Source organism: Paenibacillus sp. FSL M7-1046 (genome assembly GCF_038007405.1).
Classification (GTDB): Bacteria; Bacillota; Bacilli; order Paenibacillales; family Paenibacillaceae; genus Paenibacillus_AQ.
In genome coordinates, this window is sequence record NZ_JBBOXB010000001.1 from 4,968,030 (window position 1) to 4,986,132 (window position 18,103).

At 44.9% G+C, this 18,103-nt stretch carries 19 protein-coding genes; 12 read left to right on the top strand and 7 right to left on the bottom strand.

Going from position 1 to position 18,103, the window contains the following annotated elements; all coding sequences use genetic code 11:
* Positions 1-20: 20 nt before the first annotated feature.
* Both asnS and NYE29_RS21940 read left to right on the top strand, forming a co-directional pair.
* Positions 21-1,316 carry an asparagine--tRNA ligase gene (gene asnS / locus NYE29_RS21935; RefSeq protein ID WP_038594390.1) on the top strand — a complete coding sequence of 432 codons (1,296 nt, stop codon included), beginning with the start codon at positions 21-23 and terminating at the stop codon, positions 1,314-1,316.
* A gap of 21 nt (positions 1,317-1,337) precedes the next feature.
* Positions 1,338-2,102, top strand: a complete 765-nt coding sequence (locus tag NYE29_RS21940; RefSeq protein ID WP_038594388.1) for a DnaD domain-containing protein — start codon at positions 1,338-1,340, stop codon at positions 2,100-2,102.
* 176 nt (positions 2,103-2,278) lie between these two features.
* Here NYE29_RS21940 and proC read toward each other — a convergent pair whose 3' ends face one another.
* The 4 genes from proC to NYE29_RS21960 all read right to left on the bottom strand — a co-directional run bounded on the left by proC (position 2,279) and on the right by NYE29_RS21960 (position 7,121).
* A complete protein-coding gene (gene proC, locus NYE29_RS21945; RefSeq protein ID WP_076109822.1) occupies positions 2,279-3,145 on the bottom strand; it encodes a pyrroline-5-carboxylate reductase in 867 nt (288 codons plus the stop codon).
* Between the two features lie 27 nt (positions 3,146-3,172).
* The gene (locus NYE29_RS21950; RefSeq protein ID WP_076109821.1) at positions 3,173-4,420 is read right to left on the bottom strand and encodes a glutamate-5-semialdehyde dehydrogenase; all 1,248 of its coding nucleotides are present in this window, start codon (positions 4,418-4,420) and stop codon (positions 3,173-3,175) included.
* Between the two features lie 106 nt (positions 4,421-4,526).
* Complete coding sequence (gene proB, locus NYE29_RS21955; protein ID WP_144024275.1) at positions 4,527-5,630, bottom strand: glutamate 5-kinase; 1,104 nt, start codon at positions 5,628-5,630, stop codon at positions 4,527-4,529.
* Between the two features lie 579 nt (positions 5,631-6,209).
* Positions 6,210-7,121 carry a LysR family transcriptional regulator gene (locus NYE29_RS21960; RefSeq protein ID WP_076109819.1) on the bottom strand — a complete coding sequence of 304 codons (912 nt, stop codon included), beginning with the start codon at positions 7,119-7,121 and terminating at the stop codon, positions 6,210-6,212.
* 207 nt (positions 7,122-7,328) lie between these two features.
* On the opposite strand from NYE29_RS21960, the gene NYE29_RS21965 reads away from it, so the two are divergent.
* The 3 genes from NYE29_RS21965 to NYE29_RS21975 all read left to right on the top strand — a co-directional run bounded on the left by NYE29_RS21965 (position 7,329) and on the right by NYE29_RS21975 (position 9,239).
* On the top strand, positions 7,329-8,345 hold the full coding sequence (locus tag NYE29_RS21965; RefSeq protein ID WP_076109818.1) for a hypothetical protein: 1,017 nt from the start codon (positions 7,329-7,331) through the stop codon (positions 8,343-8,345).
* A gap of 297 nt (positions 8,346-8,642) precedes the next feature.
* Entirely contained in the window at positions 8,643-8,798 is a 156-nt protein-coding gene (locus tag NYE29_RS21970; protein WP_340897460.1) for a hypothetical protein, read from the top strand.
* Positions 8,799-8,894: 96 nt separating this feature from the next.
* Positions 8,895-9,239, top strand: a complete 345-nt coding sequence (locus NYE29_RS21975; RefSeq protein ID WP_340897461.1) for a hypothetical protein — start codon at positions 8,895-8,897, stop codon at positions 9,237-9,239.
* A 66-nt stretch (positions 9,240-9,305) separates the two neighbouring features.
* Here the strand turns inward: NYE29_RS21975 and NYE29_RS21980 are convergent, their stop codons facing one another.
* Positions 9,306-9,659: a VOC family protein gene (locus tag NYE29_RS21980; protein ID WP_076109816.1), complete on the bottom strand. Its 354-nt coding sequence runs from the start codon at positions 9,657-9,659 to the stop codon at positions 9,306-9,308.
* Between the two features lie 782 nt (positions 9,660-10,441).
* Here NYE29_RS21980 and NYE29_RS21985 point away from each other — a divergent pair.
* The 3 genes from NYE29_RS21985 (at position 10,442) to NYE29_RS21995 (ending at position 11,650) form a co-directional block, all read left to right on the top strand.
* On the top strand, positions 10,442-10,954 hold the full coding sequence (locus NYE29_RS21985) for a DUF3189 family protein (protein ID WP_340899770.1): 513 nt from the start codon (positions 10,442-10,444) through the stop codon (positions 10,952-10,954).
* Positions 10,955-11,075: 121 nt separating this feature from the next.
* The gene (locus NYE29_RS21990) at positions 11,076-11,405 is read left to right on the top strand and encodes a phage holin family protein (protein ID WP_340897462.1); all 330 of its coding nucleotides are present in this window, start codon (positions 11,076-11,078) and stop codon (positions 11,403-11,405) included.
* Positions 11,405-11,650: a holin gene (locus NYE29_RS21995; protein ID WP_340897463.1), complete on the top strand. Its 246-nt coding sequence runs from the start codon at positions 11,405-11,407 to the stop codon at positions 11,648-11,650. The genes NYE29_RS21990 and NYE29_RS21995 overlap by 1 nt, the downstream gene beginning before the upstream one ends.
* Positions 11,651-11,715: 65 nt before the next feature.
* On the opposite strand, the gene NYE29_RS22000 is transcribed toward NYE29_RS21995, so the two are convergent.
* Complete coding sequence (locus NYE29_RS22000) at positions 11,716-12,198, bottom strand: hypothetical protein (protein WP_340897464.1); 483 nt, start codon at positions 12,196-12,198, stop codon at positions 11,716-11,718.
* Between the two features lie 331 nt (positions 12,199-12,529).
* Between NYE29_RS22000 and NYE29_RS22005 the strand changes: the two genes are divergently transcribed.
* From NYE29_RS22005 to fabG, 3 genes are all read left to right on the top strand, one after another.
* On the top strand, positions 12,530-12,748 hold the full coding sequence (locus NYE29_RS22005) for a hypothetical protein (protein WP_076109812.1): 219 nt from the start codon (positions 12,530-12,532) through the stop codon (positions 12,746-12,748).
* A gap of 578 nt (positions 12,749-13,326) precedes the next feature.
* Entirely contained in the window at positions 13,327-14,169 is an 843-nt protein-coding gene (locus tag NYE29_RS22010; RefSeq protein WP_340897465.1) for a hypothetical protein, read from the top strand.
* 419 nt (positions 14,170-14,588) lie between these two features.
* Positions 14,589-15,341, top strand: a complete 753-nt coding sequence (gene fabG / locus NYE29_RS22015; protein ID WP_340897467.1) for a 3-oxoacyl-[acyl-carrier-protein] reductase — start codon at positions 14,589-14,591, stop codon at positions 15,339-15,341.
* 739 nt (positions 15,342-16,080) lie between these two features.
* Here fabG and NYE29_RS22020 read toward each other — a convergent pair.
* Complete coding sequence (locus tag NYE29_RS22020) at positions 16,081-16,530, bottom strand: hypothetical protein (RefSeq protein WP_076109808.1); 450 nt, start codon at positions 16,528-16,530, stop codon at positions 16,081-16,083.
* Positions 16,531-16,832: 302 nt separating this feature from the next.
* Between NYE29_RS22020 and NYE29_RS22025 the strand changes: the two genes are divergently transcribed.
* The gene (locus tag NYE29_RS22025) at positions 16,833-17,909 is read left to right on the top strand and encodes a fibronectin type III domain-containing protein (protein WP_340897468.1); all 1,077 of its coding nucleotides are present in this window, start codon (positions 16,833-16,835) and stop codon (positions 17,907-17,909) included.
* Positions 17,910-18,103 lie beyond the last annotated feature (194 nt).

Genomic DNA, 18,103 nt, shown 5'->3' on the forward strand with positions numbered 1-18,103 from the left:
CTAGAGGAGAGATCGTAGGCATGGCAAACAAGAGTGTAATTAAACGCGTTAATGAACATGTCGGAGAGAGTGTTGTTATCGGCTGTTGGGTAAACAACAAGCGCTCCAGCGGCAAAATTCAATTCCTGCAGCTCCGGGATGGTACAGGCTATATCCAGGGTGTTGTAGTAAAATCCGAAGTGCCTGAGCAGGTCTGGGATGATGCCAAAAGCCTTACCCAGGAAAGTTCCTTGTATGTGACCGGCATTATCCGCGAAGAGCCGCGCGCTCAATCGGGATATGAGATGACCGTAACGGGCATCGAGGTTCTGCATCTTACAGAGAACTACCCGATCACACCGAAGGAGCATGGCATCGATTTCCTGATGGATCATCGTCATCTCTGGCTCCGCTCCGCGAAGCAGCGGGCCGTATTGGTGATCCGTGCAGAGATTATCCGCGCTATTCAGCAGTTCTTTAATCAGAACGGGTTCACAAAGGTGGATCCGCCGATCCTGACACCGACATCGGCTGAGGGCACCACCAACCTGTTCCACACGAAATATTTTGATGAGGATGCCTATTTGACGCAGAGTGGCCAGCTTTACATGGAAGCTGCAGCAATGGCGCTGGGCCGCGTGTATTCCTTCGGTCCTACCTTCCGTGCTGAGAAATCAAAGACCCGCCGCCACTTGATCGAGTTCTGGATGATCGAGCCGGAGATGGCTTTCACGGATCACGAAGAAAGTCTGAAAGTTCAGGAAGAATTCATCAGCTTTATCGTACAATCGGTACTGACCAACTGTCGTGCTGAGCTGGAAGCGGTAGGCCGCGATGTCTCCAAGCTGGAGAATATCAAAGCGCCGTTCCCGCGTATTACTTATGATGATGCGATTAAGTTCCTGAACGATAATGGTCATGAAATTGCCTGGGGCGACGATTTTGGTGCGCCGCATGAAACTGCAATTGCTGAAGCCAATGACAAACCTGTCTTTATTACGCATTATCCGGCTTCGTTCAAGGCTTTCTACATGAAGCCGCATCCTGAGCGTCCTGAAGTTGTACTCTGTGCGGATATGATTGCTCCGGAAGGTTACGGGGAGATTATCGGCGGATCGCAGCGGATCGACGATCCGGCATTGCTGGAGGAACGTTTCAAAGAACATAATCTTTCGATGGATAGCTATAAATGGTACATGGATCTGCGCACCTACGGTTCAGTGCCGCACTCCGGCTTCGGTCTTGGACTCGAACGCACAGTGGCCTGGATTTGTGGTCTAGATCATGTGCGAGAAACGATACCGTTCCCTCGTACGCTGTACCGTCTCTACCCGTAAGGGCATAAAGGGGGCTGGTGCATGGACGGCAAAGGATGGAGTACATGGGGCGAAGGAATGGCTGCTGGTCTTCAGAACGGAATGGCCATCATTCCTTATGCACTCTTGAAGCATTACCGGAAGCTGAATCTCAGCGGCAGTGAGGCGATGCTGCTGATTCACCTTCTGTCGTTCCGGCAGGTAGAGGGGATCGACTTTCCTTCGCTGGAGGAACTGCAAGCTGTAACAGGCCGAAGTATCGCTGTCATAGCGGGAGAACTGCAGAAGCTCATGAAGGAAGGGTTTATCAGCATCGACGAAGATAATGATGAGCTGAGAGATATCCATTATGAGCGCTACAACTTCTCTGGAATGTATACAAAGCTTGGTGCTTATCTGGCTGAAGCTGCGAAAGAGGCTTCAGAGGATAAGAACGCTGGCACGGCTCCTTCACGGGAGGCAGCCCGCTTTACTACCGGTTTTCCCGTTCTGGACGGGGGATACGGCAGAACGGCTGTCGCTGTACCCGGCAAGGCCGCTGAGGAGAGCCGCAGTCTGTTCAGTATCTTCGAGAAGGAATTCGGCCGTCCACTCTCTCCGATGGAATGTGAAACAATCTCCGGCTGGGTGGATCAGGACCGGTACCCGGAAGAGCTGATTCTGCTTGCCTTAAAGGAATCGGTATTCGCCGGGAAGGTTCATTTCCGCTATATTGACCGCATCTTGCTGGAATGGGCCCGCAACCGGGTGAAAAACGCCGAGGATGTTAAGAACTATACACAGAAGTTCCGCAGTGGTGGAAGATAGCGGCACAAACGGAAGAACCCTGTTGCTGGGAGTAAAGCAGCAGGGTTCTTTTTTGTTGTTTGCAACAATCGAAGCGTGGATAAGTTTCGAAGAAGCTGAATAATAAGAAGCCCGCGCCATTTCCTTGAGGAAGTAGCGCGGGCTTCTGTGCAATCCTGAGTTGCACAGGCTGGAGTTTAGGACAGTTCCTTCTCCAGCGCAACACCCATCTCGCGTGAGCGTTCTGCGCAGCGGTTAACTGCGGCTATGACCGATTCGAAGAAATCGGCCTTTTCGAGCACCTCAATGGCTGCTTGCGTTGAGCCGTTTGGGGAAGTGACCTTCTTGCGCAGTGCTGCCGGTTCCTCACCCGTCTGCTGCACCATGCGCGCAGCGCCGAGGACAGTCTGCACGGTCAGCTCAGTGCTTTGCTGCGGTGGAAGTCCGCCGCGGATGCCGGCAGCGATCATCGCTTCCATCATGTAATAGATATAAGCCGGACCGCTGCCGGAAATTCCGGTTAAGGTTTCCATCCGTTCTTCCTCAATCACAGCCGTAATGCCAACGGATTCAAAGATGTTGAGCGCCGTACGGCGTCCTTCTTCATTAACTTCTTTGGAATACACAATTCCCGTCGCTCCAAGGCCAATGGAACTGGAAGTGTTGGGCATCGTACGCACAACAGGCTGAGGGGCGCCCAACAGGCCATGAATCGTGCGGACGGTCAAACCGGCAATTACGGAGATCACCAGCTGATCCGGTGAGAGCACAGGTCCTAATACGCGCAGCGCTTCGGCAGCGTCCTTGGGCTTCATTGCCAGGACAATGACTGGAGCTGTCCGCAGATGTTCCATTTTTTGTTCCGGATCATTGCAGCCAAGCACGCCGTAACGGCTGCGCAGCTCAGCCAAACGCTCGTTGCTGCTGCGGTTCAGCATAACGATATTGTTGGAATCAATGACATTGCGGGCAATCATGCCCCGTACAATTGCTTCTGACATTGAGCCTGCGCCATAAAAAACAATTTTATGATTGATTAGTGGAATTGCGGGTTGCTGACACATGGCTAAAAGTCCCCCTTGTTCTTTGTACTAACTCCGGATTTGGCCGGAGCCATATATTTTATATTTGCATGAAGTGAGCGCGGGCAGGCCCATCGGGCCGCGGGCGTGCAGCTTCTGGGTGCTAATTCCGATTTCGGCGCCGAATCCAAATTCAAAGCCGTCTGTGAAACGGGTCGAAGCATTATGGTATACAGCTGCTGCGTCCACTTCCTGCAGGAAGCGGGCTGCATGTTCAGTTTCTTCGGTTACAATACACTCGGAATGTTTGGTGCTGAACTCGGCGATATGCCGCAGCGCTTCATCCAGTCCGCTGACTATCCGGACGTTAAGAATATAATCATTGTATTCTGTCGCATAATCCTCCGCAGTAACCGGCAGTGCCCAAGGTACAAGGGCAACCGTTTCCGGACAACCGCGCAATTCTACAGAAGCAGTACGGAAGGATTCCGCGAGGGAAGGTAAATATTGTACGGCATAGTCGCGATGAACGAGCAGCGTCTCCATGGAATTGCATACGGACGGGCGCTGGGCTTTGGCGTTCAGGCTGATTTGCTCTGCCATATCAGGACGGGCGCTTGCGTCGAGATAAGTATGGCATATACCCGCACCTGTTTCAATTACCGGAACAGTAGCGTTGAGCACAACATTCTGGATCAAGGAACTTCCGCCGCGCGGGATAATGACATCCAGCAGCCCGTTAAGTTTGAGCATCTCATCGACGGAGGAACGGTTCGGGTCCTCGATTAGCTGCAGTGCACCAGGCGGCACCGCGGTTTGGGCCAAGGCGGTATGCAGCACTTCAACGATTTTGCGGTTCGAGGACAGGGCGGAAGAGCCGCCCCGCAAAACTACGGCATTGCCTGTCTTAAGGCAGAGACCGGCCGCATCCACGGTAACATTGGGACGGGCTTCGTATATAATCCCGATCACGCCGAGAGGTACGCGGATTTTCTCAATGGAGAGACCGTTCGGACGGTTGATGGTTTCCAGCGTGTCGCCGATAGGATCGGGCAGCACGGCGATTTGCTGCAGACCTTCTGCGATGCTGTTGATCCGTCCGACATCAAGGGCCAGCCGGTCAAGCATGGACTCTGGAGTGCCGGCCAGCCGGCCGCGTTCCAGATCTTCGCCGTTAGCGGCAATTATGGCTTGAGCTTCGCGGCGGAGGGCCTCCGCCATTACAAGCAGCGCTTCATTTTTTTGACCGGTAGTCAGGCTTGCCAGTACACCGGTAGTTTCTTTGGCCAATGTGGCTTTATTCACGACTTCACTCATATCCGTTCCTCCTAAAGTTTTATTAGCCAAGCGTTCAGAAACGTCTTTTATTAAGTCTGAATCAACATATTGTTGACTTACTTAGGATCAATCATCAACCCGGACGTTACCGTAAAGTAATCCATTCATCACGGTGGATGACCTCAAGCCTGTGTACTTCGCCCAGCTTCGGCACAATCTCACGGCTGGGGAGCCCTTGAATGCTGCGGAGCTGGGCGTCATCATAATTCACAATGCCCCGTCCCAGCAGCTTGGCGTCTGGACCGAGTACTTCTACAACGTCGCCGGAGTGGAAGCTTCCTTCGATCCGCTTGACCCCTACGGGAAGCAGACTGTGGCCCCCGTGGAGCAGTGCTTCAACGGCTCCGTCGTCCACATAGAGGGAACCAAGTGGCGTGGACATGAAGCCGAGCCACTGTTTTTTGACGGGCAGAGAAGAGAGCGTGGTGGCAAAATACGTACCTTTGCCTTCGCCTGTTGCTGCCAGCTCCAGATCGCCGGGTTCGGTGGCTCTGCCGATAAATACCGGCACTCCGCCGCGGGTTGCAATCTTGGCGGCATCAATTTTTGAGCGCATGCCGCCTGTCCCTACACTTGAACCTGCACCGCCCGCGATAGCATAAATCTCCGGCGTAATTTCCTCCACTTGCCGGTAACGAACGGCATCAGGATGCTTGCGCGGGTCTCCACTGTATAATCCGTCCATATCCGTGAGGACGAGCAGACGCGTTGCCTTCAACAGGTTGGCAACCAGAGCGGAGAGAGTGTCGTTGTCGCCGAATTTCAGCTCGTCGACAGACACGGTGTCGTTCTCATTAAATACCGGTACGGCACCCTGGCGGAGCAGCTCTTCCACCGTCATTACGGCGTTGTTCATCGCCCGCCTGCTGCAGAAATCGGTGCGGGTCAGCAGGATCTGTGCAGTTGGTATTCCATGCTGCGCGAAGGCTTCCTGGTACGCCTGCATCAGCAGGACCTGTCCAACCGCCGCCGCTGCCTGCTTCTCGTGCAGAAGCTTCGGACGGGACAGGTAGCCGATGCCGCGGAATCCGGCCGCTACAGCGCCGGAGGTTACTAGCAGGACCTCGCAGCCACCCTGCCGGAGTGCGGCAATCTCGGCAGCAAAGAAGGCCACAGCGGAGCGGTTCAACCCGCCCTCAGGACCGGTAAGTGAGCTGCTGCCGATTTTGACTACGATTCGTGTCGTCATTTGTTCTTCACTTCCTTCACAAAATAATATAGATAACCCAGAAAACGACAAAAAGCCCCCATCCTAAGACTTAGCAAAGGACGAAAGCATTGATTACTTCCGCGGTACCACCTTCATTGATGAGGGTTCATCCGACTTCATTCTCATAACGGGAGTTTCCGTCCTGCAGGGGCAGGCCGCTCGGGGGTAGGATTCAGAAATGACAACCGCGGTAAATTCTCTCAGCCTGCCGGAATTTACTCTCTGCTCGCGGATAGAGACATTTTCTTACTGGTCCCGTCTGCACGTTTCACTATTTGACATTTAGAATACCACGGTAAAGTGCAGTTTGCAAAGGGAGAACGAACTAATATTTTTCGGGAATAGCTGGAGTTCCAAATATTATGTCCCGTATGACGGATGATCAGAACCGTCTGATAACCCAGCATAATTTGCGCAAATCGCGGGTGGCTCGTATTGAGCTGACTTGAAGATAGGATCTTATTCATACTTGAATACAAAAAATACCCTTTCGTTTCCTTTGCCGGAGCCGAAAGGGCATTTCTAATTAAAAGGGACACAAAATCATTTCGTTCTGTACTACTCATCCGCCAGACCGGCAACGGTTGCTTTGAAAGTGCCAATGAAGGCTTCTGCGGCTTTGGACAAATAGCGGCCCCTGCGGTACGCGATCACCAGGGTGCGGCTTGGCACAGGTTCGGCCAGCGGCAGATAGACGGGCACAAATTCGCTGCGCGGGGCACGGGCGATAAAGTGTGGCACGAGTGTAACGCCCATTCCGGTAGCTACGAGGGATTGAACCGTCTCCATATTGTTGCTTTCAAACACAATGCGCGGCTCAAATCCGGCTTCGCGGCATAGCTCCACCGTCATTTTGCGGAACCCCTGGCCTTCTTTAAGCACGATGAACGGCTCATCCTTTAATTCTTCGAGAGAGGTGCGTGTACCCTTTGTGCTTCGGGAAGCCAAAGGATGCTCCGGCGGTACGGCCAGATCAATCCGTTCTTCACCAAGCACCTCGTAAGCAAGAGTGGGGATTTCCAGCGGGAGCGAAAGCAGGCTGAGATCAGTCTGGCCGCTTGCAGTCAGTTTCTCAAGATTCATTGAAGAATCCTCAAGCAGTGTAATTTCCACATCGGCATATTTCCGCTTGAACACAGGGAGTACATGGGGCAGCAGATGTGCTCCGGTGATCGGCATGCTGCCTACCACCACGCTTCCCGTACGAAGCTGGGAAATATCAGACATTTCCTGGCGCAGCAGCTCCACGGCGTCGATAATCGCTCCTGCCTGCTCCACAAACTTGTGCCCGGCATGGGTAAGCTCTACCGAGCTAGTATTGCGCTGAAACAGCATGACCCCAAGCTCTTTCTCCAGCTTGGACAACTGCTGGCTGAGCGAGGGCTGGGCGATATGCAGTTTATCCGCAGCACGGGAGAAGTTCCGTTCCGCCGCGATTTGCAGTGCATACTGTAATTGTCTTAGTTCCATTAGTAAGCTCCTTGAATGAACATGATTGCTTATAAGTATAACCTATAGTAAGTCTGCTTAATATAGGTTGGGTGACCTGGCTAGAAGAAGGTGTATTCTACAATACTCCGCGAAAGTACATGCTGTGCTATTTACTTGTCCGGTCAAATCATTAGCTTATAGGCCTAACCTATCAGGATCATAGAATTAACTGAGTATCCTTACTCTATGGATAAACATGCACAAGCCACTGTAGCTAACGTCATGCTGCGTGACGAAAGAGATATACAAACTGAGCTGGAGCAAAGCAAGAACACCGTACAGAATCTTTTCAGCGGAGGTAGAATCCGGGCGGCTGCTTTTGAAGAGTTTGCACGGTTGGCTGTCCGTGATATCAATAACTCTAAAACAGAATTGATCTACCCACCAGAAGGCGGGATTTTGGCTCAGGACAAGACTAACCAATTACGCCAGGTGCGTTTAACATCAGCCGGTCTTGGAATCTCTACGGATGGCTGGCAGACCCTGAAAGCAGCAGTAACAGCAGACGGCGTGATGGGAGAACGTATTGTCGGACAGATCGGTAATTTCGATTCTCTGAGTATTGGCAGTGGGAATGAAATCATTCTACTGAACCATACAGGCCTTGCAGCCGGTAATGCCAACTTTAATGATTCACCATTTCGAGTAGACATGGAGGGAAACGTAGTAGCACGAAAGATTACTCTTACAGGCACGATTGGTAATAATCTGTATATGGGTTTGATTGGGGAAGAGAATGACAGACGGATCGAGTTCGTGAATTCCAGTGGTTATCAGGCATACATTTCATATGTGTCATCAGATAATAGCCATCTGTTAAAAATACGCGCTGGTAATGATATCCGTATTGACAGTGGTCTTTACCTGTCTCTTACAGGAATGGTCATAACCCTGAACGGTGATAGTTATATAGGATCGAACTTACCCGGAAATCGAATCGTAACAGCTTCAGAACTCGATGCCACATGGACGGCATTAGCAGGAAAAGCGAATGCAAGTCACTCCCATAGCGTAACATTGCCTGATCACATTCACGGAAATCCAGCAAATGCGAATAGCGGTGGTGGAACGTTTACGGGCTCATTATTTTTCTTTCATGTCGTGGGCCTCTTGGATATAATTAGGATAATCAATAATCTACAGAATCATTTAAGAGAACGGCAAGTGAGATCCTGCGCCTTAATGCCGAGAACGAAAAGTTGAAAGCTGAGATTGCAGAGTTAAAAGCTCAACTTGGTGAATAACATCAATAAACCGTAGTACTACAGTATATAAACAACTATATCCTTATAACTAAGAAGGTCTCTCCTATGGAGGGGCCTTTATTTTGTATTGTGGGAAATTGTCGTGCGTGATTGCAATTTAAAGATTTGGGGATATAGTGATTTGTAGTAAATCCGTAGCAGGGAAGCATCGAATCACATATAAGCTTAATAGTAGAAAGCCTTCGATAACTCGTGGGCTTATTTTTATGTCCAAAATTGAACGGAGGAACTAAAAATGAGTGAAAGTAGTATGTTTTTCTTTGAAGGGCAGCATGAAGTGATGATCCTCACGAAGGCTGACATTAATATTGAATTCAAAGGCGACTTCCTGATCCGTGCGAAAGATGTGGCTACTGTGCTTGAGTATCAAGGAGAGACCGCGACAAACTGAATCAAGATATTAGAAAACTGCATAACACAGGAGAAAAATTTCATATCAAATCTTTCGCTTAACCGCGTTCTTGGACAGTCTGCCCAGCCCAAAGCAATGCCGTTGCAAGATTGGTTGTACGAAGACATTCTTCCATCGATTCAGAAACATGGAATCTACGCCACGGACAATGTAATCGACAACATATTGAATAACCCGGACTTCGGCATTGAACTGCTAACCAAACTCAAAGAAGAACGGGCCGCGCGAATACAAGTCGAATGTACAAATGCCATTCTGATGCATGTCAACAAAACTTATACTGCCACGGAGATTGCAAAGGAAATCGGATTTAAGTCCGCCAATGCCCTTAATAGAGATTTAGAAGACCGAGGTATCCAGTTCAAGCAGAATGACACATGGCTGATTAAAATATACGAAAAGCAAAACGGCATTGCGTAACCATTCATAACTGGATGGTTATTATTTTTGCCTGAAAGACCAGCTATAAGAAGTCAATAGGAAATATTAACTTTCGAGGTCTTTCTTCTCAATAAAGCTTACCGTATTTCCGTCGGGATCAAGGAACCAAAAAGAATAGGCGCCCCACGGTCTGCATTTAGGTGGAGAGGTAATGCCGATGTCGGGGATTCCTTTCATTAGACGGTCATATTCAGCCAAGACATCGTGGACATAAAACATAAGAGACATATTTTTGTCATTGACCACGTTCACATTGCCCGGATTGTAAACAGCAAGTTGAGCGCTGTCGAATCCATAATGCTGTCCGTCTACAACCGGAGACTCCTTGAGTACAATTTCATAAAAAGAAGCGAGGCGCGGCGCATTGTCGGTCAGGATGCATACCCCACAAAGTTTCATGTTAATTCCTCCTTCATTCTTTTGGGCGGCGTGGCTTCATACGGCCTGTTTTCTCTGAGAATCGTAAAAATAATGTTGCACATTTTACGAGAAACCGCGCCAACAGCGGTCAAATGATGCAGCGCTATACGCTATCCAGCTCATTCGCATCTAACCGTAAGGACAGAGGCGCAATTCTTTCGTTCGAGGCTATACCCCAAGGAGGAGTTACTGCGCCCTCTGTCTGTTACGCTCATAATCCCACATTCTTTGCAGGATAACAAGTTTTTCATACGGTGCTCTTGTCCAAAACACCGTAAATCTATTATACGAGGAGGCGAATGTCATTGGTGGTTGTAAAGAAGATGAACTTATCGAATCCATAATTTCGGTTCTAAGCTTTTTCCCAGGAAGACAGCAAGAAATCCTACAACAGGTTGATCATGCAGTCGGTGAAATGTTGGCCGCGATACAACCTAAAGAAGAACCGGAACCAAAAGAAAAGTTGAAAGAATCAACTTAGTGAGAAGCAAACCTGCACAGCGCCGATTTAAGGCGTTTTTATTTTGCCCTCAGAGACCATACGATGATAGGTTTTTGACTAACATGAATTGTAATGAAGGTGAAACCCTATCAACTAATTGCAATGTCACACACAGTTAGAAGGAGTGAATTTTACAAATGAAAAAAATTGATAAAACTGATTGAGCAATTACCTGTAATTAGGGTTTAAAATTAATTAAACGAATTACATCATAAAAAAATGGGAATAATCATAATAGAAAAATATGAAGGATGATATTATGATTTATATCTATAATGATTATGGTGGGACACATACAACAGCTTTGGCAGCAGCTTATCATTTAAAACAAATTACTCAGTCTGAGCGGAAATTAACTACTGAGGAAATATTGAATGTTAAATTTTTCAATAAGTTGACGAAAAATGATTTTGGTAAGATTATTTTTCACGGAATTGATGAACATGGAGACTCCGTTTATACAATCGGTAGGAAGTCATCGAAACTTGTAGTCCCAGCTTTAAGAGACTTAAGCTTATTACTTGAAAGTAAATATCATTTTGAAGAAAAAATAATATTCTCTAATACTTCACCCACGGTGCCTATCCCGATGTCAATCGGAGGGTTCTTCTCAAGAGGATTAAAAATTGATTTTATTGGTGTTCCTTTATTAGTAATGGGTGCTAAGCAATGTTGTGATAATATTTTTCGATTGGTTGAAAATACGAAACAAATAGGGAAGTCCGCCAATGAGGAACAAGTAATTATTTTAGCAAATGAAAGCTATAAGTAATAATTTCTCAAAGTTTATAAGGACCATACTGCGCAGCAAAGGCACGTCTCAATAGGCGTGTCTTTTATTTTGCCCTCGGACGCTGACCGGGGGTTTTATGTTGAGGAAGGGAGCAGGGGGAATGCTCAATCATAGTAAAAATATCGTTACTACTGTTTATACGGCGGCCATAGGATCGAGCAGCCGGGAGATTGTCGCAGGTGCAACCAGCGCAGGGGCCGGGCTATTGGCAATGGCTGCGGGCTGGTTGGGAGGGTATGATAAGCCATTAGAATTTCTTGTTGTTCTCATGCTGGCTGATTACGTCAGTGGGGTTGCAGGAGCGTTTAAGACTAAGACAGTCAGCAGCGATATTATGTTTTGGGGCGGTGTGCGTAAAATCACCGTCCTTTTTGTTGTTGGTTTGGCTGCCTTGATTGACGATTGGGTTCAACCTGGAGCGCGATGGTGATGCTGACGGAATGGCAGACTGGTCAGAGGTGGTGCGAGAGGCCAAAGTACTCGGATTTGAGTGGGGACTTTGTCTCAATTAAGGATCTGGGTGTGCAAACGGTCGGGGTGATCTTTGGGGAGCAGCTGGCACCGGAAAAGTATGATCAAATTACGGCTGCGGTAAATGCAGTGTTAGGTATCCTGGTAGTGTTGGGCATTGTGAGCAACCCGGAAGTTGGCAAGGGTTACACGGATAAAGAGTGAATTCTTAAGTGTTTGGGAGACTTACGGAAGCTCTGCGTGTACCAAGCTTCCGTAAGTTTTTTTATTTAATTCGAGGCTGTGGTATACACGTCACCATCAGATGAACCTGTAATATCACCGATATTTACTATTTCGATAACATATGTTCCAGGCAAAACGTTTTTCCATGAATTTTGAGCAGGGTCCCCGTATTTGTCACCAGTATTATAATTAACGTCATAAGATCCAGCTGAATTTCCACTAACCGTTTTAAGAGTATATCTAAATTTTACATTCTCTTTCCCACTGGTAGGGTGTTGGTCTATGCTTATAGTGACTGTTGAACTTTTATCGAGTTTAAAAGATTTACTGTTAGCAGTCTTTCCTTTTGCTAAAGTAGTATTCCAACTTGATGATGTGGCAGCTGTCGCAAAAGATGGAAGGGAAAGTTGATACTGTGAATCGTAATTGGATTGCTGATTCTCAATTACTGACTCGGCCGATGCAGCAGGCGCTAAACTGGATAATAAGATTCCGGCAGAAAGAAGAGCTGTTAATGACTTTTTCACCTTAAATACCTCCCTATAATTATAAAATATGTTTCATATTAACTTATTATAGAAAATCCTTGGACCAAAGTCTTTTTAATATGAATAATTTGTGTCGGATATTATATGAAGACTATTGCTAAGTGATGAAATACTAATCGGTAAATATATTACCCACTGGCTTAGGCTGGTGGACTTTTTTCTTTATGCCTGCCGGTGCTATACGGACGTTAGGAGAAAAAATTCAGTAGCTCCAAGTATCGAATCTTGAGTATTTTTATGAAATATTATATATAGCAAAACCTGACGCATTGTGACACAATAGAGAAAATGCTGAAAGGAGTTGTCTGCTATGGAACAAACAAACAATACTCTGGTTCTTGATCTATGGGATGTTCATAACATCCGAGTGAACGTCGAAGATAACAGGATGTCATTTGTTGAGGCAGTAGAAACAGCGGCACGTACTCAGGGCGTTCAAGTGTTAGATGTTAAGGATGTTGTTTTACCTGTGAAACACTTGTATTTAAAAGAAAACATCGTAGAGGCAATTAACAAAATGAAGCATTAGTGATGGTCGCTCAACGGAGTGGCTTTTTTTATGCGTAAAAATACGACGTGATACCTTTTGCCCACTGGCTTCGGCTGGTGGGCATTTTTTATTTTTTGGTTGTTAATTTGTCTGGTGAATGCCCCACATATGTAAAAAGAGATCACTTTATACAAAATGAAAATAATAATTCTGAATGGAACATATGGTCGGAATAAATTTATGGTATTAATGTCGTATTTCTATAAAAATAGAAAAATTTGAGAGTGGCGTTTGAATGACAGCGGAGATTGGTGTACTTAACAAACAAGCTATTGCACTTGCAGCAGATAGTGCAGTAACGATAAGGGGGGCACATGGGCAAAAGATCTATAACCATGCTAACAAATTGTTTATGCTTTGTTGTTTCAGTAGCGCCTTTTATCTAAAGGCGCTATTTTATTTAAGATTGGTGATATAGAGTACATATCCACGATAAAAATCCACATATTTCCTCAATAACCCTTAAGTGTATTGTGAATTCCTATCGATAAACAGACTGTTTGTTCGCCTTTATTTAGTGTAGGCTTGATGCATACATATTAAAGGAGTTGAAAGGTTTGAAGAAAAAGATTGCCGGTTTTTTGGTGTTATGTACATTGTTGGTTATTCTTATTCCAGGAGTAACCAAAGCAGCAGAACAGCCCGTCGGGTTATTGGATGGAGTAACAATGTTAACTGGTACCAGTATTACAAATGTGCTTGGGTCAACATCAATGGCAACAGATAATGATGTTTCAACAGTCTTTAGTCTACCTTATGAAAGGTCTGGTCCTGTACAGGATACGATTTTTTATAATTTTCCAAAAGCCGTGACTATTAATGCATATAAAATGCATATTACTAATTATGATAATGGACCTGTTTTCTTGGCATATTGGAACAGTGCTGGTACATTAGTGTCACATATTCCATTAAGTCCAAATGCTGGAACAGAGCAAATATATTATTTGCCTGAAGCTATAACTGATGTAACGAGAATATCAGTTTACCAGACTAGCACAATTACATATAAAATTGCTGAGATGAACGTTTATAATATTTTACCAGAACCAACATCTGCACCCACTGCAGAGCCTACACCGGAAATTACTGCTACTCCAGAACCAACTGTAGAACCAACACCAACTGTATTGCCATCACCAACACCGGAAACTCCGGTGGGTAATCGTGCCATTCTGGTTGTAACGATGAATACTGGACTGGAAAAAGAATTTGATTTGAGCATGCAAGAAGTGAATGCTTTCATTGCATGGTACGAAAATAAGCAAGCCGGTTCAGGAACAGCATCTTATGCCATTGATAAGCACAACAATAACAAGGGCCCGTTTACAAGCCGCAAAGATTATGTGATCTTCGATAAGATTCTTACGTTCAGTGTAGATGAATATTCTGCTGAATAGTATTTACACATTGTTTCTAGTAACGACAAAAGAGTTGTAACGAAGGTATCGTGCCCTGCCTGTATTGGTGGGGTATTTTCTTTGAGTTAGGGAAAATTTTCCTTATCGTCACATACATAATGTTCCAGATGAGTTATATTTACATTTAGTTTGTATTTAAAATATTGAGGTGTAGGCAAAGCATGATTAATAAGTTGCTTAAGTATTATAAAGAGAACGTAAGTGTTGATGTATTAGTTGATTCTCATATGAAGAATGTGAGTGCTATCGTTAACTTTGCTTTTTGGAATTCATTTGTAGGCATAATCATATCAGTTATTACTGGTTTATATTTTATAGCGGTCACTATAGGATTGGTTCTCATTTTAAAAAACATTAATCAACTGATTCATAACTGAATAAATAGGAGGAGAATAATTATGGCTGATTTAGGTTTAAAGGATAAAGTAGCGATAATAACGGGGGGAACTCGTGGACTCGGTCGTGCAATGGCACAAAGATTGGCAGAAGAGAAGGCGAAAGTCGTTATAACGGGTACAAATGAAGAGTTAGCAAAACAGACTGCAGATGAAATAGCAAAGACTTATAGTATTGAGACTTTAGGATTAAAGCATGATGTATCTAGTGAGGAATCAACAAAAGAGGTAGTTAAAGCCGTGATAAAGACATTTAATAAAATAGATATTTTAGTTAATAATGCGGGTGTAATACGTGATGCTGGATTGTTAATGATGAAAAAGGAGGATTGGGATTTAGTATTGGGAATAAACCTGACAGGAGCATTTAACTGTATTAAACATGTTTCAAAACGTATGTTAAAGAACAAGTCGGGTAGAATCGTAAATATCGCTAGTGTAGTGGGACTTATGGGGAATGCTGGACAGGCAAACTATTCTGCTTCAAAAGCTGGTATGATAGGTCTTACAAAAACTGCTGCGAAAGAATTGGCTGAGAGGGGTATAACTGTAAATGCTATTGCCCCAGGATATATTTCTACTGATATGACTCATACACTTTCTGATGAAGTATCTAAAGAAATGTTGTCGAGGATTCCAGTCAAATCATATGGAACTCCTGATGATGTGGCTGACTGTGTCTTGTTTCTGGTTTCCGATAGGTCTAGATATATTACCGGTCAGGTTATAAATGTTGATGGTGGAATGTTGATGTAAGATTATTTTTTACGGATTGTATTTAAACTGGACAGTGAAAACTTCTACAGCTCTAAGAAGCCCGGCGAACGACCTAAAGCCACATCTGCCGCAAGGAGGGCAAAGACCAGGCCGAAGAACGAAAGAAGTGAAGGAGCGTTTCATAGCAACGGCCACTCAGGGAGAGATCCCGAATAACTGAAGTCAAACCCAGATGGTCGGAGCGTAGCATAAAGCCGATGACGAAAACGACAAACCACTCGAACGTAGCCTGTCTGGAAAAGCAGGAACGGAAGGGAAGTAACAGTTCATTTAATATTTTGAGCATAGGTATGGTCAATCGCTCGGAAATGAGGTACACATTTGTTCGTAACCCATTCAGTGGTCCTTCCTTTTAGTGTGAGAACTTAAGGATAACAGACCATCGCCGATTGGGTTATTTTTCTATGTTACGATTTTTCGACAAGAACTTTTGACTGTCCAGTTCATAAGATAAAAGCATTTTTTATTGGAGACTTTTATGATATAGAAAATTTGATGAGTTTACTTACGGAGGCCTTATATACGCTTAATGAGTAACAACGGAAAAGTTTAAAGGAATTATCAGTCTACATGGGAGTGAACGTTATGGTGGCATTGTTGAGGGGGATTCACCAGAGACAATTAAGATTGCCGGTAGTTGATTTATGCGTGAACGATTTGAATTTAGAACATACATAAAATAACCCGCCGGGCTTAATGGTCGGCGGGCTTATAGCATTTATCCGGTAAAATTACCTGCGCCAGCTACTCCGCTAAAGTTTCTAGCTTGGATGTTATTTAATACATCTGTGGCAGCTGCGTTAGTGAATATTTCAGCAGTATATTGAATTTGGCCTGTGGCTACATCTACTGCTGGCGGGTTATCAACTGCTGTAAAACCAAAAGCCTCATTTTCTCTACTGATGGCAACTCCAAATGTTGTTGTGAAAATAATAATGCCATTTCTTCGGACATTAATGGTGTTGGTGTTAAAGAGAGGATTGTTTTCGGTTTTTGCGTACCCAGCTAAAAGGACACGCACGTTACTTTGGTTCTCTACTGGAATACCTGCAGTTTGAATGCCGATATCTCCAAAAACAAATGGTGTAGCTGCCAAAGGGATTGTTACTGGTGTTGCATCCGAACTCGCCGAGTTCGAAATTCTTAGATCTACAAATTGAATTGTCATAAGTATCGCCTCCTCCATTATGTTGTATGAAAGAAATGGGAGATGCTCTTGGACAATGAGGATTAATCTATATAATTGTATGATTGCCTTAAGAGTGTATGTTAAACAGGTAGTCCGAAAGCATCGGCAAAAGTAAAAGCCCAAACCCTTAAATTGATGGGCTTTTTTTGTTCATAGACTATAACCCACATATTTCCTTAGTAACCCTTGAGTGTAATGTAAATAAATGTATAACAACAGACTGTTTGTTCGCCTTTTTTTAGTGTAGGCTTGATGTATACATATTAAAGGAGATGATTTTTTTGAAGAGTTGGAAAAATACAGTATCAAAATTAGTTCTGTCTTTAATTGTTATGGTGTCGTTTTTTTCATTTCAATCAAGCACATATGCAGCAACTACCACTACCCAAATTACCCAAGTAGGACAACCATTACCTGCTCCTGACCCAGGTTGGAAGCGATACGAAGAAACTGCTTCTGGATTTGTTTTTGAAGGGCCGGCCTGGTTAGTGCCAACTTCAGGCAATTACTCAGGGAGTGAAAAATTCACAATGAATGCTTCACTACATTCAGTGAAATTTAGCTTCTTTGGTACTAGCCTAAGACTGACCAGTTATAGAGGAGGCGATAGACATTCTTTAGTAACAGTAAATATCGATGGAATAAATTATACATACTCAGCTAAAGGTGCGGCTCAGATAACAACACTTCTTTTTGAAAAAAATAACTTGGAAAACAAAGTACATACAGTAGTTGTAAGTGCTGTGAATTCTTCATCGTCAAACCTCTTTGAATTCGATGCTTTAGACATTAACGAAACTGGATATTTAGTGAGTTCACAAGTAATATCTCCTACAAATTTAACGGCAAACCCGGGAGATTCAAAAGTGAATTTGAGTTGGGAGGCGAGTTCTAATGCAACCAGTTATAATGTTAAACGAAGCACAACTGCCGGAGGACCATATGAAACAATAGTTACTAATGTAACTGGTACAGTTTATACTGACGCTACTGTAATTAATGCTACTACTTATTATTATGTGGTTACGGCATTAAACGCAAATGGACAAAGTAATTACTCTAATGAAGTATCTGCGAAACCTCAAGGTTTAGTAGTACCTGATCCAGAACCATCTGGTGATCGTGCTGTCCTTACCATCACTCTAACAACTGGTATCGAGAAGGAATTCGACCTCTCAATAGTAGAAGTGAATGCCTTTCTAAAATGGTACGATACTAAAGATGCCGGTTCAGGCCCAGCCAAGTTCGCGATTGATAAACATAGTAATAACAAAGGTCCATTTGCTAAGCGTACTGAATATGTGATCTTCGATAAGATATTAACCTTTGAAGTAAGCGAATATTCTACCAAGAAGTAGCATTTACACATTGTTCCAGTAGCGATAAGATAGTTGTAATGGAGTGTACCCTGCCAAGTTTTGGTGGGGTATTTTACATAAGGAGTGATTGTTTGGGGACTACCTATAAAGTGCTGGAGAGCGGTATAGAATTCTTCACGGTGGCCTTAGCACAATCAAAGGTATCGGTCTGGTATCGGGAAGACCCGGACCCG